The 14,702-nt window shown below is 66.9% G+C and carries 12 protein-coding genes, 1 tRNA gene and 1 riboswitch; of the genes, 5 read left to right on the forward strand and 8 right to left on the reverse strand.

Annotated elements, in window-relative coordinates:
• Positions 1-271 precede the first annotated feature (271 nt).
• The 6 genes from MC380_RS16240 to MC380_RS16265 all read right to left on the reverse strand — a co-directional run bounded on the left by MC380_RS16240 (position 272) and on the right by MC380_RS16265 (position 6,183).
• On the reverse strand, positions 272-1,606 hold the full coding sequence (locus MC380_RS16240) for a HAMP domain-containing sensor histidine kinase (RefSeq protein WP_242101320.1): 1,335 nt from the start codon (positions 1,604-1,606) through the stop codon (positions 272-274).
• A 6-nt stretch (positions 1,607-1,612) separates the two neighbouring features.
• The gene (locus MC380_RS16245; protein ID WP_242101321.1) at positions 1,613-2,296 is read right to left on the reverse strand and encodes a response regulator transcription factor; all 684 of its coding nucleotides are present in this window, start codon (positions 2,294-2,296) and stop codon (positions 1,613-1,615) included.
• A gap of 307 nt (positions 2,297-2,603) precedes the next feature.
• A complete protein-coding gene (gene rimK / locus MC380_RS16250; RefSeq protein WP_242101322.1) occupies positions 2,604-3,515 on the reverse strand; it encodes a 30S ribosomal protein S6--L-glutamate ligase in 912 nt (303 codons plus the stop codon).
• A complete protein-coding gene (locus tag MC380_RS16255; RefSeq protein WP_242165969.1) occupies positions 3,512-4,000 on the reverse strand; it encodes a RimK/LysX family protein in 489 nt (162 codons plus the stop codon). The genes rimK and MC380_RS16255 overlap by 4 nt, the downstream gene beginning before the upstream one ends.
• Positions 4,001-4,082: 82 nt before the next feature.
• Positions 4,083-4,156: transfer RNA gene (locus tag MC380_RS16260), tRNA-Gly, on the reverse strand.
• 146 nt (positions 4,157-4,302) lie between these two features.
• Positions 4,303-6,183: an autotransporter domain-containing protein gene (locus MC380_RS16265; protein WP_242165971.1), complete on the reverse strand. Its 1,881-nt coding sequence runs from the start codon at positions 6,181-6,183 to the stop codon at positions 4,303-4,305.
• A gap of 130 nt (positions 6,184-6,313) precedes the next feature.
• On the opposite strand from MC380_RS16265, the gene thiS reads away from it, so the two are divergent.
• The gene (gene thiS / locus MC380_RS16270) at positions 6,314-6,517 is read left to right on the forward strand and encodes a sulfur carrier protein ThiS (RefSeq protein WP_242165973.1); all 204 of its coding nucleotides are present in this window, start codon (positions 6,314-6,316) and stop codon (positions 6,515-6,517) included.
• 78 nt (positions 6,518-6,595) lie between these two features.
• Here the strand turns inward: thiS and MC380_RS16275 are convergent, their stop codons facing one another.
• On the reverse strand, positions 6,596-9,964 hold the full coding sequence (locus MC380_RS16275) for a hypothetical protein (RefSeq protein ID WP_242101326.1): 3,369 nt from the start codon (positions 9,962-9,964) through the stop codon (positions 6,596-6,598).
• Positions 9,965-10,013: 49 nt separating this feature from the next.
• Positions 10,014-10,090: riboswitch (cyclic di-GMP riboswitch) on the reverse strand.
• Between the two features lie 240 nt (positions 10,091-10,330).
• Between MC380_RS16275 and MC380_RS16280 the strand changes: the two genes are divergently transcribed.
• The 3 genes from MC380_RS16280 to MC380_RS16290 are packed head-to-tail and all read left to right on the forward strand — an operon-like array spanning position 10,331 to position 13,899.
• Complete coding sequence (locus tag MC380_RS16280) at positions 10,331-11,134, forward strand: thiazole synthase (RefSeq protein ID WP_242101327.1); 804 nt, start codon at positions 10,331-10,333, stop codon at positions 11,132-11,134.
• A gap of 42 nt (positions 11,135-11,176) precedes the next feature.
• Positions 11,177-12,034 carry a tRNA (guanosine(46)-N7)-methyltransferase TrmB gene (gene trmB / locus MC380_RS16285; protein WP_242165974.1) on the forward strand — a complete coding sequence of 286 codons (858 nt, stop codon included), beginning with the start codon at positions 11,177-11,179 and terminating at the stop codon, positions 12,032-12,034.
• The gene (locus tag MC380_RS16290) at positions 12,034-13,899 is read left to right on the forward strand and encodes an SLC13 family permease (protein WP_242101329.1); all 1,866 of its coding nucleotides are present in this window, start codon (positions 12,034-12,036) and stop codon (positions 13,897-13,899) included. The genes trmB and MC380_RS16290 overlap by 1 nt, the downstream gene beginning before the upstream one ends.
• 56 nt (positions 13,900-13,955) lie before the next feature.
• Here the strand turns inward: MC380_RS16290 and MC380_RS16295 are convergent, their stop codons facing one another.
• The gene (locus tag MC380_RS16295; protein ID WP_242101330.1) at positions 13,956-14,315 is read right to left on the reverse strand and encodes a Rieske 2Fe-2S domain-containing protein; all 360 of its coding nucleotides are present in this window, start codon (positions 14,313-14,315) and stop codon (positions 13,956-13,958) included.
• 87 nt (positions 14,316-14,402) lie between these two features.
• On the opposite strand from MC380_RS16295, the gene MC380_RS16300 reads away from it, so the two are divergent.
• Positions 14,403-14,696 carry a hypothetical protein gene (locus MC380_RS16300; RefSeq protein ID WP_242165977.1) on the forward strand — a complete coding sequence of 98 codons (294 nt, stop codon included), beginning with the start codon at positions 14,403-14,405 and terminating at the stop codon, positions 14,694-14,696.
• Positions 14,697-14,702 lie beyond the last annotated feature (6 nt).

The raw sequence follows: 14,702 nt of genomic DNA on the forward strand, positions 1-14,702 counted from the left end.
TTTCGGATCGAGCCATGGATGGCGAGTCCGAAAATGGCGATGGGTTCCGGCCGGCTTGAATGAAGTGGATCCACCTGGGTGCTTTCTTTGGTTACTTTCTTTGCACCAGCAAAGAAAGTAACTCGCCTTCAGGCGAAAGCTCTTGCGATGCTCAACTCGCTGTCCCTGAAACAGGCTTCGCCTTTCACTTCAACTGAAACCTGTTGAGCCGGGCAGGGAACCAAGGCACGCCACAATTCCCTCGCTCCCCTCACGTAGGGCGCCTTCCGGCTCACGTCTCCGGCGTGAACGACAACGTCGCCACCACGCCTTGTTCTTCGCCCGGCACCACACGCACGTTCCAGTCGTAGAGCGCACACAGGCGGCGCACGATCGACAGGCCGATGCCGCCGCCCTGCGTGTGTTCGGCATGGGTGCCGCGGTAGCCGCGCTCGAACAGCTTGGCCGCATCCTCCGCCGACAGCCCGGGGCCGGAATCGATCACCTCGACCGCGTTGTCGCGCAGGCGCACGACCACCTCGCCGTGGTTGGTGTACTTGACCGCGTTGCCGACCAGGTTGCCCAGGGCCACGGTCACCGCGGCTTCGGGAGCATCCACGATCACCTTGCCCGGCTCACCTTCCAGCCGCAGCACCAGCGGCTTGCCGCCGAGCTGCCCGCGGTGCGCGTCGAGCTGCTGTTCGGCGATCCTGGCGATATCGGTCGCGCCATGGCCGCGCTCGTTGCGCGAGAGCAGCAGCAGCGCGCTGATCAGATCGGTGCACTGGCGTTCGGCGCGCTGGATCCGCTCCAGCCGCATCCGCGTCTTGTCGTCCAGGTCGGCTTTGGACAGCAGCAGTTCGACCGCGCCCTTGATCACCGCCAGCGGCGTGCGCAATTCGTGGCTGACGTCGGCGTTGAACTCGCGATCGCGCTTGACCACCTCGGTCAGGCGCGTGGCGTAGTCGTCGAGCGCGCGCGCGAGCTCGCCGACCTCGTCCTCGGCGAAATGCGGCGCCAGTCCCTCGGGCTGGCTGGTATCGCCCGAGCGGCGCAGGCGCTGCGCGAGTTCGGAAACCGGGCTCATCACCCGCGACGCGGCCCACCAGCCCACGAGCAGCGAGAACAACGAGAACACCAGCACCGAGCCATAGATCGCGCGCTGGAATTGCGCCTCGCCACGGGCGGCCTGGGTCATGTCGTAGGCGAGGAAGAACCATTCGTTGGGCGTCTTGCGCACCGCCAGCTTGTAGGCGAACGAACTGCCGTCCGGGTTGGTGCCGCGGATGCTGTGGATGCCGTCTGGCAGCTCGTACCAGTCGGGCTGCTCGATCCGCAGCTCATCGAAGCGATCGCGCCTGACCACGCGCCCCAACATCTGCTGCACGCCGAACTCCGGCTTGCGCTCGGGGTCGGTGAAGTACTGGCGCGCGTACTCGGTGATGTTGCGGTTCATCACGTCTTCCACCAGCTGGTCCTCCACCCGGTTGCGGGTCCAGTTGGTGGCGAACGCGAACAGCAGGGTCAGCCCGGTGCCGAGCAGCAGGAAAGACAGAATGATGCGGCTGCGCAGCCGCCGCCGGTATTGCGGTCTTCGGCGCGAGGCGCCTCTGGCGTCGGCTGACATCAGGCCCTAGGCGTTCGCATCGGGCGCGGCGATGCGATAGCCGATGCCGTGGCGGGTCTGGATCAGCTGCGTGGGAAAGGGCTTGTCGACCACGGCGCGCAGGCCGTGGATGTGCACGCGCAGCGAGTCCGAATCCGGCAGCTCCTCGCCCCAGACGCGGGTTTCGAGCTCCTGCCGGGTCACCACCGCGGGCGAGGCTTCCATCAGCGCCTGCAGGATCTTCAGCGCGGTTGGATTGAGCTGCAGCAGCCTGCCCTCACGCCGGACTTCCAGGGTATCAAGGTTGTATTGCAGGTCGGCGACATCCAGCACCCGCGTCTGCACGCCCTTGCCGCGGCGCGACAGGGCGTTGAGCCGCACTTCCACTTCCTGCAACGCGAACGGCTTGATCAGGTAGTCGTCGGCCCCCGAATCGAAACCGGCCAGTTTGTTGTCCAGGGTGTCGCGCGCGGTCAGCATCAGCACCGGAGTCTGCTTGCGCGCCTCGTTGCGCAACTTGCGGCAGACCTCCAGTCCGTCCATGCCCGGCAGGTTGAGGTCCAGCACGATCGCGTCGAACTCATGTACCACCGCCAGATGCAGCCCGGTCACGCCGTCGGCCGCGAAATCGACCGTGTGGCCGCGGTCCTCGAGATAGTCGCCAAGATTGGCGGCGATGTCCTGGTTGTCTTCGATCACGAGGATGCGCATCGGCGGTTCCTGTCTGGGTACGGGGGGCGGGTGGCCAGCGAAGGGCTCGCATGAGACCGGACCACGTTGCGGCAGTTCCATTGCAGCCGCGTCGTAAGGATTCTGGCACAGCGGCAGGGGCAGACGCGCGAGCGTACGGCCAAAACAAAGACCCAAGCGAGAAGCCCGCTTGGGCCAAGGGAATTGCCCCGATTGACCGTGTCTGCACGCCTTGCGGCGGGTACCACTGGAGAGAGCGCAGAACTCGGTCCAGACAGACTACGCAGGCTGCGATTAAACCCCTGTTAAACCGGCCGTGAAGACCTGGTTAAGTGCGGCGCTGCCAGCGCCTCCCCACGTGCCGAACCTCGGCGGATGCGGCCAGGTGGTCGATGATCCGGCCCGCGATGTCCACGCCGCTGGCCTCCTCGATGCCCTCCAGCCCCGGCGATGCGTTCACCTCCAGCACCAGAGGGCCGCGCCGTGACCGGATGAGGTCCACGCCGGCAATGCCCAGCCCCAGTACGGCCGCTGCACGCACGGCGGTATCCCGTTCGGCGTCGCTGGCCTGCACCGCCTTGGCGGTCCCACCCCGATGCAGGTTAGAGCGGAAATCGCCTTTGGGCGCCTGCCGGCGCATCGTGGCCACCACGTCGCGGCCCACGACGAAGCAGCGCAGGTCCGCACCCCTGGCCTCGGCCACGAATTCCTGCACCAGGAAATTGGCGTAGAGCCCGCGCAGCGCCTCGATCACGCTGCGCGAGGCCGACGGTTTCTCGGTCAGCATGACCCCGGCGCCCTGGGTACCTTCATTGAGCTTGATCACGTGCGGCGGCGGCCCGAGCATCGCCAGCAGGTCGGCGGTGTCGTCCGGGTTGTCGCCGAACACCGTCGCCGGCAGGCCGATGCCCTGCGCCGCCAGCAGCTGATGGCAGCGCAGCTTGTCGCGCGCGCGCGCGATCGCATCCGATGGATTGGGCGTGTAGCTGCCCATCAGCTCGAACTGGTGCACCACCGCGCAGCCGTAGCGCGTGATCGAGGCACCGATTCTCGGAATCACCGCGGTATAGCCGGAGATCGCCTGCCCCTTGTAGCGCATGGCGAACCCGCTGGAGGCGATATGCATATAGCAACGCAGCGGGTCGAGCACCCGTGCGGTATGCCCACGCTCGCGCGCGGCCTCGACCAGCCGCCGGGTGGAATACAGCTTACTGTTGCGCGAAAGGATGGCGAGTTTCATGGTGTCCCGGGGAGTGCCGCGCCGCGTCGGACGAAGGAGCGTGCCGGATCGACGGTGAACGCGCCTTGCAGCGCGGTCCGCCCCACCAGCATCGGGAACAGCATGCCGCAGCGATCGGTCAGATTGATTTCAACCGTCCGCTCCAGGCCGGCGATGCGTAATGCGGTGCGGATGAAAACACGGCGCGTCCGGTGGCCGCCGGAATCGGCGACTTCGCGCTCATCGTGGATCGGCGCGATGGCTTCGTGCACGTGCGACTGCCGCCGCCGCGGCCGCAGCCGGAAGCCCACCCAGGGCGCGCCGGCTTCGACGAACCTCCACTGCGCATCGACGTGCAATGACGAACTGCGCGCACCCGTGTCGATCTTCGCCCGCAACGATGCGATGCCGAGTTGCGGAAGCGCAATCCGCTCCCGCCATCCGATGACCAACGGCAATAACCCGTCGGATGCAGCACTAAGGCCGGGCGGCGCGATCGTGGACATGGCACCTGCCTCGGGCCGCGAGCGGCGCTGCGTTCGCGGAAAACAAAGGCAGCGGACCGTGTCGATGCCGCTGCCTTCGGGATGGAGCGGGTGATGGGAATCGAACCCACGCTAGCAGCTTGGGAAGCTGCAGTTCTACCATTGAACTACACCCGCTGAACCACTCACAATTGCAGGCGCGAGTCTATGCCCGCCCCGATCGGTTGGCAACCGCGCACCGGCACCTTGTGGTTGCGTCTGGCGGCGCAAAAAACAAGGCCCCGCAGGGCCTTGTTTGTCCGGCGCATTTCGGTGCGAGGCGGTCAGAATCCGCCACGCAGGCTCAGGAAGACACTGACATCGTCGCCGCCCTTGCGCCCGACGCTGACCGAGCTGCCACCGAGCAGTTGCATGCCCCACAGGCCGGCCCGGGCGCCAAGGGTGAGCGTTCCGAAACTGTCGTCGAACTCCACGCCCGGCACCGCGTAGGACAGCGATCCCGGGATCGACTGCGCCTGCGCGTGCGCCTGGTCGGCGTAATCCTCGAATTCGCGGTCCCAGGTCGCGCGCAGGAATGGGGCGAAGCTGTCCATCGCGTAACTCATCTGCCAGCCGGCACTGCCGATCAGCGAATCGAAGCTCTGTTCGGGAAAGGCGAGCGACGTGGATTGCGAAGGATTGTCTTCGGCGAAGCTGTCGATCTCGATGCGCTGGGCCACCAGACCCACCACCGGACCGTGTTGCAGCGCGCCGTCGCCGAAGTTCCAGCCGGCGCTGACCGCAGCGCCGAGGTTTTCGCCGTCGACCGAGCTTTCGTAGCTGCGCGTGGCAGGGCCCAGCCGCACCTTGCGATCCAGGTCATAACCGAGCTGCGTATAGCTGAGCTGGCCGCTGACCCAGGCGTTGTCGTTGCTCCAGCCGATGTAGCCGCCCAATGTGGTGTCGTCCTGGCGGAAGTCTCCGCGGCGCAGACCCCAGTCCATGATCTGGTGGCTGTAGCCACCGAACGCTCCGTAGACCAGGTTGCCGCGGGCCCAGTCCACGCCCACGGTCAACGCACCGCCGCCACCGTCGTACAGGTCGGCCGAAGAGCTCGGTCCGTAGCGCTGGGAGTCGTACCGGCCGCCGACCCACCAGCGCGCTGCGTCTTCGTCCTCGACCCGCGCAAGCATCGACTGGGTCGCGACCGTGTCCGCGCGCGAGCGACCCACGGTAGCCGCCACGTGCGGCAGGATCGCCACCTGGCGTGGCCCTTCGATCATGGACACGGCCAGATCCGCAACCAGTTCGTGCGCGCGGGTGGTCGGGTGCACGCCGTCGGCGAACAGATAGGTATTGGGCGCATCGGGGCTGACGTAGCTAGCCGGATTGCAGGTCAGCGACTGCGCGGTGACCTGCGGCTGGCAGGCAGTGCCGGTAATGTTGCTGAAGCCGTATTCGGCCGGACTGGCGGCGACCTCGCGCAGAAAGGTGAAGGTATCGACCGGAATCACGCTCAGGCCGCTCTGGGCCAGGCCGCCGAACAACGCGTTGTTGTATGCGGTGGACAGCGCGGTGCCGCCGGCCATTCCGGCCGGTCCCTGCGCACGGAACGAAGGCGTCAGGCCCAGGTCGGGCACGGTCGGCACCAGCACGTACTGGGCACCGGCGGCCTGCAGCGCGCCGACGATCCCGATTTCCGCGGTGACCGCGCCGACCACGATCGCCTGCTGCTGCGCCGGGTCGGCCGTGGCCGCGGCTGCGAACAGGTCGTTGGCGCCGCCCCAGACCGAGTACAGCGCGTTGGCATCCGCCTGGCCACCGTTGGCAGCCAGATAGGCGTTCACCTGGGTGGCCAGCGACGGCGTATAGCCCAGCCCGCCGATCGTGTCCTGGCCGACCCGCGCACCGCCAACGGCGTAATTGGTGCCCGTGCCCGGGGTGGGCGTCGCGCCGGTCGCGCCCCATGCCGTCGAGGCGTCTGTGCCGTAGTAATCGGCCAGGTATTCCGACCAGACCAGGCCCGGATTGGTGGTAAACCGGCCGAGCACGGCGGCGGCGGGATTCTGCTGCACCAGCAGTGGCCGGAAGAACCCGGCGTCGCTCAGGCTGTCGCCAAAAAACACCGTCTGCGAAAACGTGCCGTCCTGCGCCAAGGCAGGCGTCGCCGCCAGCGCAAGCGCTGCGGCCAGCAGCGAACGAATCGGCCGGAACTTCATTTGCATGTCCTACTCCTGAGGATTGATCTTGAAGATCGATCTGGTCCCGGCATGGATACGCCGCCGGATGGTCGCGCATGGTTTCACGAAAACATAACGTTCTCAATCGTGCAGTGCGTCATCCACAATGGTGCCCATGGACATCACCTTGAACGGCGAAGCCCGCCACTTCGATCGCAGCCTGCTCACCATCGCCGCCCTGCTGGACACCGAAGGCCTGAGCCAGCGCCGGGTGGCCGTCGAGGTCAACGGCGAGATCGTCCCGCGCGGGCGCCACGCGACCTATGCGCTGCAGGCCGGCGACCGGGTCGAGATCGTGCACGCGCTGGGCGGCGGCTGAGCCGTCCCGGAAAGCGGATGAGCGGGCAAAAAAGAACCCCGGCCTCGCGGCCGGGGTTCGAAAGCATTCAATGGGCTGTCAGCGGCCGGCGATGATGCTGGCCGGCGACACCGAGCAATGGCCCGGACCGGTCTTGCCCTCGTTGTAGCTACCGAGGATCCCGGCCAGCGCGATCGCGTTGCTGCGATTGGTCGCATTGCTCCACCAGGCGTCATTCGGGTTGATATGCGCCCGGAACATGGCTTCGGCCTGGGTGATCGCCGATGCCACCTGCGCGGTCGTCCCCGCACCCGCGAGCGTGTTGAGCTTCGCCGCGATGTACTGGTGCGCCAGCAGGTAGTAGGCGTTGCCCTTCGGCGGAGTCCACATGACCTGGATGTAGCTGTAACCGCTGTTGTAGGTCGCGTCGATGAAGGGTGCGTTCTCGTTCAACGCGCCCGCTCCGTCGATCAGGTCCCAGGTCTTGTCGCGCTTCCTGGCGAACTGGGGCTTGGGCGCGTACTTCACGTGGGTCTTCCAGTACCCCTGCGTGTAGGTGCAACCCGGCAGCTTGCACAGCTTGGGCACGTTGACGCTGATCATCGCCAGATCGTGCTTCTGCTGGTCGTTGGCGAAGTCGACGAACAACTCGTTCGGCACCTGGAAGCGACAGGTCATGTCGGCCACCTGCGCCGGCTTGATCCAGCTGGCGTGGATGTCCAGGCTGCCCAGGACGATGACTCCGTTGGTGACCGTCCCGGTCACGTAGCGGGTGGTCGTGGCGCAGATGTTGCTGGCCACCGTCCAGCCGAAGCCCGCACCCAGGTTGAGCCCCAGCGCGCTGTCGTTGAACAGATCCTTCATGGTGGCGCACGCGTCGGTCTCGGTGGGCGTCCCGTTGAAATTGAACGCCGCCTGGTTGGACGTGTAGATCGACGTCCCGTTGCACGCGCTCGGCACGCCAGCAGCGGTGTAGCACTGCCGCGGCCGGTTCAACTTCGCCAGGTTGTATCCACCCGTCTTGTCGGTCACCGCCGCGCTGTAACGGCAGGTCAGCGAAGTGGCCGCCATGGTGGTGCAGGTCGGCACGACCGCCTGCGTCGTCGCATCGCTGAAATGCAGCGTATCCGACGGCACCGCCGGCGAGAACACCGGTGTTGGCGCGCCCGCCATCCATGTGGCCTGGATGTCACCGTACACCCGGAAGTCGCTTTCGCTCTGCACCGTGCGCGTGGCCTGCAGCCGATAGACCGTGTCGTAGAAACCGGTCGGTTCCAGCGTGAGCACCGCGTTGTTGCATAGCGCGAAGCCGTTGTACGGGCTGCCGTCGCTGATCGGCGCTGCCAGGCAGGTGCCCGGGCTCTGCACCCGCGCGTCGGCCAGATCCACCACGACCTTCTTGTCCGCGCTCCAGTCGTAGTCGCGCTTGAAGCTGGTCTTGGCCGCCTTCTTGAGGATCACCGTGTGGCATTGCACGTCGACGCTCGCGCTGCGAACGATCGGCGTTGCGTTGCCATAGGTGCCGGTGGCGGTATTGTCGATCTTGAAGCCGTACTCGGCCTTCTTTGCCGGGTCGCAGGTCGCCGTGCCGGGGTAGTTCCATGTGCCCGAATCGGCGAACACGTGCTGGCCGGCCATGGTGTCGTCCACGGTCAGGGTGTCGCCGGTCACCACCGGTGCCGCAACCGTAAAGGCCTGGTCGAACGACAGCGGATAGGTCTTGCTGCTGTCGGCCTTGGTCAGTTGCACTTCGACATGGTTGGAGCCGTTGTCGAAGGCGACGTTGGGATAGGCCTCCGGATCGATGGTCACCGAGTAGGGGCACTTGAACACGACCCCGTCGCCGGCCACGTTGTCGGCCGCACACGCACCGACGGTCGCCGGGAACTGCGCGGCACCGAAGCTCACCACGTCGCTCACCACCGGCGCCAGGAATGCGCGTTCGGCGGCATCGCGGATGGTGATCACACCGGACACGGTCACGCTGTTGTCGGCTGCACTGCGCGTGGCTTCCACGGTATAGCTGAGTGCGTGGCTGTCGCCATCGAACAGGCTCACGGCCGTAGGCGTGACCACCTTGGTCATATCCCACGTGTACTTGCGCGTCGCCTTGCCCTTGGCGGTCTTGTCCACCGTCGGCAGGGCGAAGCAGCGCCAGTTGACCGCGGCGCTGTCGGACACCATCTTCGGGCCGGTCGCGCTGCTGTAGGTACCGAGCACGGTGTTGACGCGCTGGTTGTCGCCCGGGACCGGGCACGCGACATTCATCGGATAGCTCCACGGACCATCGGTCGGGAACGTATGGTCGGGGTTGGCACCGAGCAGGTCGTCGTCCACCGCAAGCGTGTCGCCGTAGCTGGCATTGGGAGCCGCCGCGAAGACCTTGCCTGGTGTGGTGTACGACAGGACGGTGTCGGCGCCGTTGAAGCTGAGCGTGACCTCGACCTCGTTGACCACGGTATCGCCCGCGGCGATGCCCGGATATGCCGCGCTCTCCAGCTCGATGGCGTACTCGCAGTGGTAGATCGCGCTGGTCGCATCGCTTACCGGATCGCAATCGAACACGCTGAACGGGCCGTCGTCGGCCAGGGTGGCGACGAATACGTTGCCATCGACAGTCAGCGTGTCGGTGACCGCCGCCAGGGCGTAGCCACGCTCGAGCGGGTCGGACACCACGATGTCGCCTTCCACCCGGAAGCGCTTGCCCTGATTGATCGGGGTTGCGACCACGTCGTACTGCACCGCGGCGTTCTCGCCCACATCCAGGTCGAAGCTCACCGACGGCTGCCCGTTGACGGTCTTGACCAGCTGCCAATCCTGCCAGCGCTTCCAGCTCAGGTCCGCCGACTTGGTGACGGTGGGCTGCGGGTCGATGCAGAAGTCGACATGGCTGATGCCCTGGGTGATGTTGGTCGGCGAATCGAGGTCATCGTCCTCGTCCGCGGGTCCGGTGTACTCGTTTTCCGGATTGGGCCAGCCCAGCGCCTGCAGCGAGGCCACGTTCGGCGGACGCACATAGGCATAGACGCTGGCGGTCTGCTTGTCGCCGCCGCTGCCGGCCTTGACGATGACCCCGTTGACACCGAAGGTCGAGGTGAAGTTGATCGAATTGCTGTCGCCCACCACGTCGGTCACCGTGATGGTGCCGGCGAAAGCGAGCGCGCCGCCCGGAGCGGGGCCTCCATGCGCCACGGCCACGCCGGTGCCCGTGCCCGACAGGGGAAGATAGATGTCCCACACGCCCACGCCCTTGTCGTCGAGGCGCACACCGATGGGATAACCAAGGCCGAGCGTCTGCGCGCCTCCCGCGGTGCATTCCACCGGGTTACCGGTTTCCGGCTGCAGCGGCAACGCGAAGTAGACCGGATCCACGTCCGGCCCGATGTCGCCCACGGCGGCTACGGCGCCGCCGAGTGCGGCAACGCCGAACGCCGCCCATAGGGCGGTCTTTCGCCAATTCGAACGCATTGAAGTTCTCCCGTCGATCGAGGCGTCTGACGACGCCCGATGTACGCCCCTCGGCGGCCCGGCCGTGCCTGACGGCACCCGTTGGCTTTGCGGCCCCGGCTCACGCCGGGTGTGCTCTGGACGAGACCCAGTTCGACGCGCCGACGGGCGGTCCCTGGGATGAATCGGCTGGTGCCGTTGGCCTGCCTGGCCGCCGCGAGCGCTGATGCGTCGGGCGTTCCACCAGCGGACCGTGGTCCGCAGACAGTTCGCTCACATGGCCCGACGTCATTCGCCCCGGCAACCGGCCAGCTTTTGTACGCTTTCCGCGCCCGCACCGATGGCAGGCCACATTTCGGCGACCGGCGGCACTGTTAAGATTCGTGCATGAATGAAGCGGCGCAACCTGACCCGGCGGACCTGCTGCACATCGCCGGAAAATCCTATGTCTCGCGCCTGTTGACGGGCACCGGCAAGTTCCGTGACCTGAACGAAACCCGTGCCGCGACCGAGGCTGCCGGCGCCCAGATCGTGACCGTCGCGATCCGCCGCACCAACATCGGCCAGAATCCGGGCGAGCCGAACCTGCTCGACGTGCTGCCGCCCGACCGGTACACGATCCTGCCCAACACGGCCGGCTGCTACACCGCCGAGGACGCGGTCCGGACCTGCCGGCTCGCGCGCGAACTGCTCGACGGCCATGCCCTGACCAAGCTCGAGGTCCTGGGTGATCAGAGAACACTTTTCCCGGACGTCGTGCAGACGCTCAAGGCCGCCGAACAACTGGTGGCCGACGGCTTCCAGGTGATGGTCTATACCAGCGACGACCCGATCCTGGCCAAGCGACTCGAGGAAATCGGCTGCGTGGCGGTGATGCCGCTGGCCGCGCCGATCGGCTCGGGCCTGGGCATCCAAAACCGCTACAACCTGCTCGAGATCATCGAGAACGCGAAAGTACCGATCCTGGTCGACGCCGGCGTCGGCACCGCCTCGGACGCGGCGATCGCGATGGAACTGGGCTGCGACGGCGTGCTGATGAACACCGCCATCGCCGGCGCGAAGGATCCGGTGCGCATGGCACGCGCGATGCGGCTGGCCGTGGAAGCCGGGCGCGATGCGTACCTGGCCGGGCGCATTCCGCGCAAGCGCTACGCCAGCGCTTCCTCGCCGGTCGATGGCATGATCGGGTGATGTCGTGGAAGCCGATGGCATGCAGTTGAACCGCTCCCGGCGATGACCGACCCGTTCTCCAGCCTGGGCGCCAAGGCACCACCCAAGCCCTTCACCGCCACGCCGGGCGAGCGCCGGATCCGGAGTTTCGTGCTGCGACAGGGTCGCTTCACGCCGGCCCAGCAACGGGCCTTCGATGCGCTGTGGCCGCGCTTCGGCCTGGACTACACCGGCGTCGCGCGCGATTTCGACGCCGTGTTCGGGCGTCACGCGCAGCGCGTGCTGGAAATCGGCTTCGGTAACGGCGAGGCGCTGCGTTTTGCCGCGCAGCACGATCGCGAACGCGACTACATCGGCATCGAAGTGCACGCCCCGGGTGTCGGACGCCTGCTCAATGCCTTGGCAGAGGACGGCAGCGACCACGTGCGGATCTACCACCACGACGCGGTCGAGGTGCTGACCCACGAATTTGCCGACGGCTCCGCGGATGCAAGCGGGCCGGCTTCAAGCGGACTCGACGAGATCCGGATCTACTTCCCCGATCCGTGGCACAAGAAGCGCCACAACAAGCGCAGGCTCGTGAACCCGGCATTCGCCGCCCTGCTCGCCCGCAAGCTGCGCCCCGGCGGTCGCCTGCACCTGGCAACCGACTGGCAGGACTACGCCGAGCAGATGTGGGACGTGCTCGATGCAACCCCCGGCCTGCGCAACATCGCCGGCCCGCGTGGACACGTGCCGCGCCCCCCCTGGCGGCCGCAGACCCATTTCGAAAGCCGCGGCCAGCGTCTGGGGCACGGGGTATGGGACCTGCTTTACATCCGGGATTCGGGATTGGAGATTCGGGATCCGGAAAGTCCTGACCGTGTCGGATCATCCGTCTTCACCAATCCCGAATCCCGAATCCCGAATCCCGCCGCCTGATGGACACCCTCATCCTCACCAGCGACATGAAGCTCGTGCTCGGGCTGGTGGCGCTGACGATGGTGATGTTCCTGTTCGAGCGCGTGCGCCCCGACCTGGTCGCGCTGGTGGTGCTGGTGCTGTTGGGCCTGACCGGCCTGGTCGGCGCCGAGGACCTGTTCAACGGCTTCTCGGGCAACGCGGTGATGAGCGTCATCGCGACGATGATCCTGGGCACGGGGCTGGATCGCACGGGTGCGCTCAATCGCCTGGCCGCGTGGCTGCTGCGGCGCGCCAAGGGCGTGGAGCAGCGGCTGCTGCTGTTCACCAGCGCCATCGCCGGGCTCAACTCTTCGATGATGCAGAACCCTTCGGTGATGGCGCTGTACCTGCCCGTCGCCTCGCGCCTGTCTTCGCGTACCGGCCTGCCGCTCTCGCGCCTGCTGATGCCGATCGCGGCGGCGATCCTGATGGGCGGCGGGCTGACCATGGTCGGCAATTCGCCGCTGATCCTGCTCAACGACCTGCTGGTATCGGCCAATGCCAACCTGCCCTCGGGCGTGGCCACGCTGGAGCCGATGAACATGTTCGCGCCGCTGCCGATCGGCGTGGCCCTGCTGCTGGCATCGCTGGCCTACTTCCATTTCTTCGGCGAGAAGTTGTTGGCCGAGGACGGCAGCGATGGCGGCGTGACCCCGGCGCGGACCCAGAGCTATTTCGCCAAGTCCTATGGCATCGAAGGCGACGTGTTCGAGCTGACGGTGACCGCCGACAGCCCGCTGGTGGGCATGTCGATGGGCGAGGCCGAGGCGCTACACGGCGCGCCGCTGCTGCTGGCGCTCAAGACCGGCAACGAGTCGCGTCTGGCACCGCCCGCCGACAGCCGCATCTGGGTGGGCAGCGTGATCGGCGCCATGGGCTCGCGCCAGCAGGCGCTGGATTTCGCCCAGAATCACTTCCTCAAGCTCAATTCACGGCTGCGCGAGTTCGGCGACCTGTTCAACCCGAGCCGGGCCGGCATTTCCGAGGCGGTGGTGCCACCCACGTCCACCTTCATCGGCAAGACCCCGGGCGAACTCGAGCTGCGCAAAAAGCACGGCATCAGCCTGCTGGCGATCAACCGCGACAAGGAAGTGCTGCGCGATGACGTGCGCAATACCAAACTGCGCGCGGGCGACATGCTGGTACTGCACAGCATCTGGCAGGATCTGGCGCGGACCGCGGCCAGCCGGGATTTCGTGGTAGTCACCGATTATCCGAAGGGCGAGCAGCGTCCGCACAAATTCAAGATCGCGATGACCATCTTCGCGATCACCATGCTCCTCGCGCTGTCCTCGCGGATCCCCGCCTCGGTCGCGCTGATGACCGGGGTGGCCGGGATGCTGGTCACCGGCGTGCTGAAGATGGACGAGGCCTACGCGGCGATCAACTGGAAAACCGTGTTCCTGATGGCCTGCCTGATCCCGCTGGGTTGGGCGATGGATTCCAGCGGCGCCGCGGCCTGGGTCGCGGGCCACACCATCGAGCGTTTGCCGCAGGGCCTGCCGGACTGGATCCTGCAGCTCGCCGTTGGCCTGCTGACGACCGCGTTCTCGCTGGTGATCAGCCATGTGGGCGCCACCATCGTGATGGTGCCGCTGGCGATCAACCTGGCGCTGGCGGCGGACGCGAACCCCACCGCGTTCGCGCTGATCGTGGCGCTGTCGGCGTCCAACAACTTCATGACCCAGTCCAATCCCGTGATCTCGATGGTCGCCGGCCCAGCCAACTATTCCGCGCGCGAACTCTGGCGCGTCGGCGGGCCGCTCTCGCTGATCTACACCGCCGTGGTCGTGGTGATGGTCAACATGCTGTTCTCGCAATGGTGGTTGCGGCTGTTTTCGTAGGTAGCGCGGTGGGCGATGCCGGCAGCAGCCGACCTGTTGAGGCGGCACAGCCCGCGCTACGGTTCCGACCCTGGTGCGGGCCCGCCCAGCCAGACCTGGCCGTCGTGCACTTCGACCGGCACCGCGCGCAAGGCGTCGCCGCGGCAGGGGCCGGCGACGCAGCTGCCCTGCTCAAGCTCGAACGATGCGCCATGCGCCGCGCACACCAGCAGACCGTCCCGGCTGAGCAGGAATTGCCCCGGCGCCCAGTTCAGGCGGCGCCCGGCGTGCGGGCAGACGTTGAGCCAGGCGCGCACGGCGTCGCCGCGCCGGTGCAGGATCAGCGATTCGGCGTCGCCCCCGAGCACCGCTTCGACTTCGAGCAGGGCGCCGTCCTGCAGCCTGTCCAGCATTGCCAGCGGACACGATCCGGCCATCGGTTAACGAACTCCTTACATTCGGCGCGGGTCGCAGCCGGATACTGCGCATCCCGGCCCTGCGCCGATTGTGGCACCGCCCCCGCCATGTTTGCCCATCGCCTCCGTCCCGAGCACGTCGATGCCGTGCGCAATCTGTTCGCCCCCCGCAAGCCACGCCATCCGCTGCTGCGGATCGCCGTCGGCCTGGTCGGCCTGGCGCTGCTTGCAGTGCTGGTGGTGATCGGCCTGTTTGTCGGTGTGGCGATGCTTGCCGGCGGCCTACTGCTGCGGCTGCTGCGCACGCGCGGCCAGCCGATCGCCCGGCCCGCACGCGACTCACGCGCGGTCGAGGCCGAGTATCGCCTGGTCGGCAAGACCGCTCTGCCTTCGGGTCGCTGAGCCCGC

It is taken from the genome of Lysobacter sp. M15 (assembly GCF_022662515.1).
Lineage (GTDB): Bacteria > Pseudomonadota > Gammaproteobacteria > Xanthomonadales > Xanthomonadaceae > JAKPBU01.

Bases quoted from the DNA above. Each gene is read 5' to 3' on its own strand.
- MC380_RS16240 (WP_242101320.1), bottom strand. From the start codon at position 1,606: ATGTCAGCCGACGCCAGAGGCGCCTCGCGCCGAAGACCGCAATACCGG.
- MC380_RS16245 (WP_242101321.1), bottom strand. From the start codon at position 2,296: ATGCGCATCCTCGTGATCGAAGACAACCAGGACATCGCCGCCAATCTT.
- rimK (WP_242101322.1), bottom strand. From the start codon at position 3,515: ATGAAACTCGCCATCCTTTCGCGCAACAGTAAGCTGTATTCCACCCGG.
- MC380_RS16255 (WP_242165969.1), bottom strand. From the start codon at position 4,000: ATGTCCACGATCGCGCCGCCCGGCCTTAGTGCTGCATCCGACGGGTTA.
- MC380_RS16265 (WP_242165971.1), bottom strand. From the start codon at position 6,183: ATGCAAATGAAGTTCCGGCCGATTCGTTCGCTGCTGGCCGCAGCGCTT.
- thiS (WP_242165973.1), top strand. From the start codon at position 6,314: ATGGACATCACCTTGAACGGCGAAGCCCGCCACTTCGATCGCAGCCTG.
- MC380_RS16275 (WP_242101326.1), bottom strand. From the start codon at position 9,964: ATGCGTTCGAATTGGCGAAAGACCGCCCTATGGGCGGCGTTCGGCGTT.
- MC380_RS16280 (WP_242101327.1), top strand. From the start codon at position 10,331: ATGAATGAAGCGGCGCAACCTGACCCGGCGGACCTGCTGCACATCGCC.
- trmB (WP_242165974.1), top strand. From the start codon at position 11,177: ATGACCGACCCGTTCTCCAGCCTGGGCGCCAAGGCACCACCCAAGCCC.
- MC380_RS16290 (WP_242101329.1), top strand. From the start codon at position 12,034: ATGGACACCCTCATCCTCACCAGCGACATGAAGCTCGTGCTCGGGCTG.
- MC380_RS16295 (WP_242101330.1), bottom strand. From the start codon at position 14,315: ATGGCCGGATCGTGTCCGCTGGCAATGCTGGACAGGCTGCAGGACGGC.
- MC380_RS16300 (WP_242165977.1), top strand. From the start codon at position 14,403: ATGTTTGCCCATCGCCTCCGTCCCGAGCACGTCGATGCCGTGCGCAAT.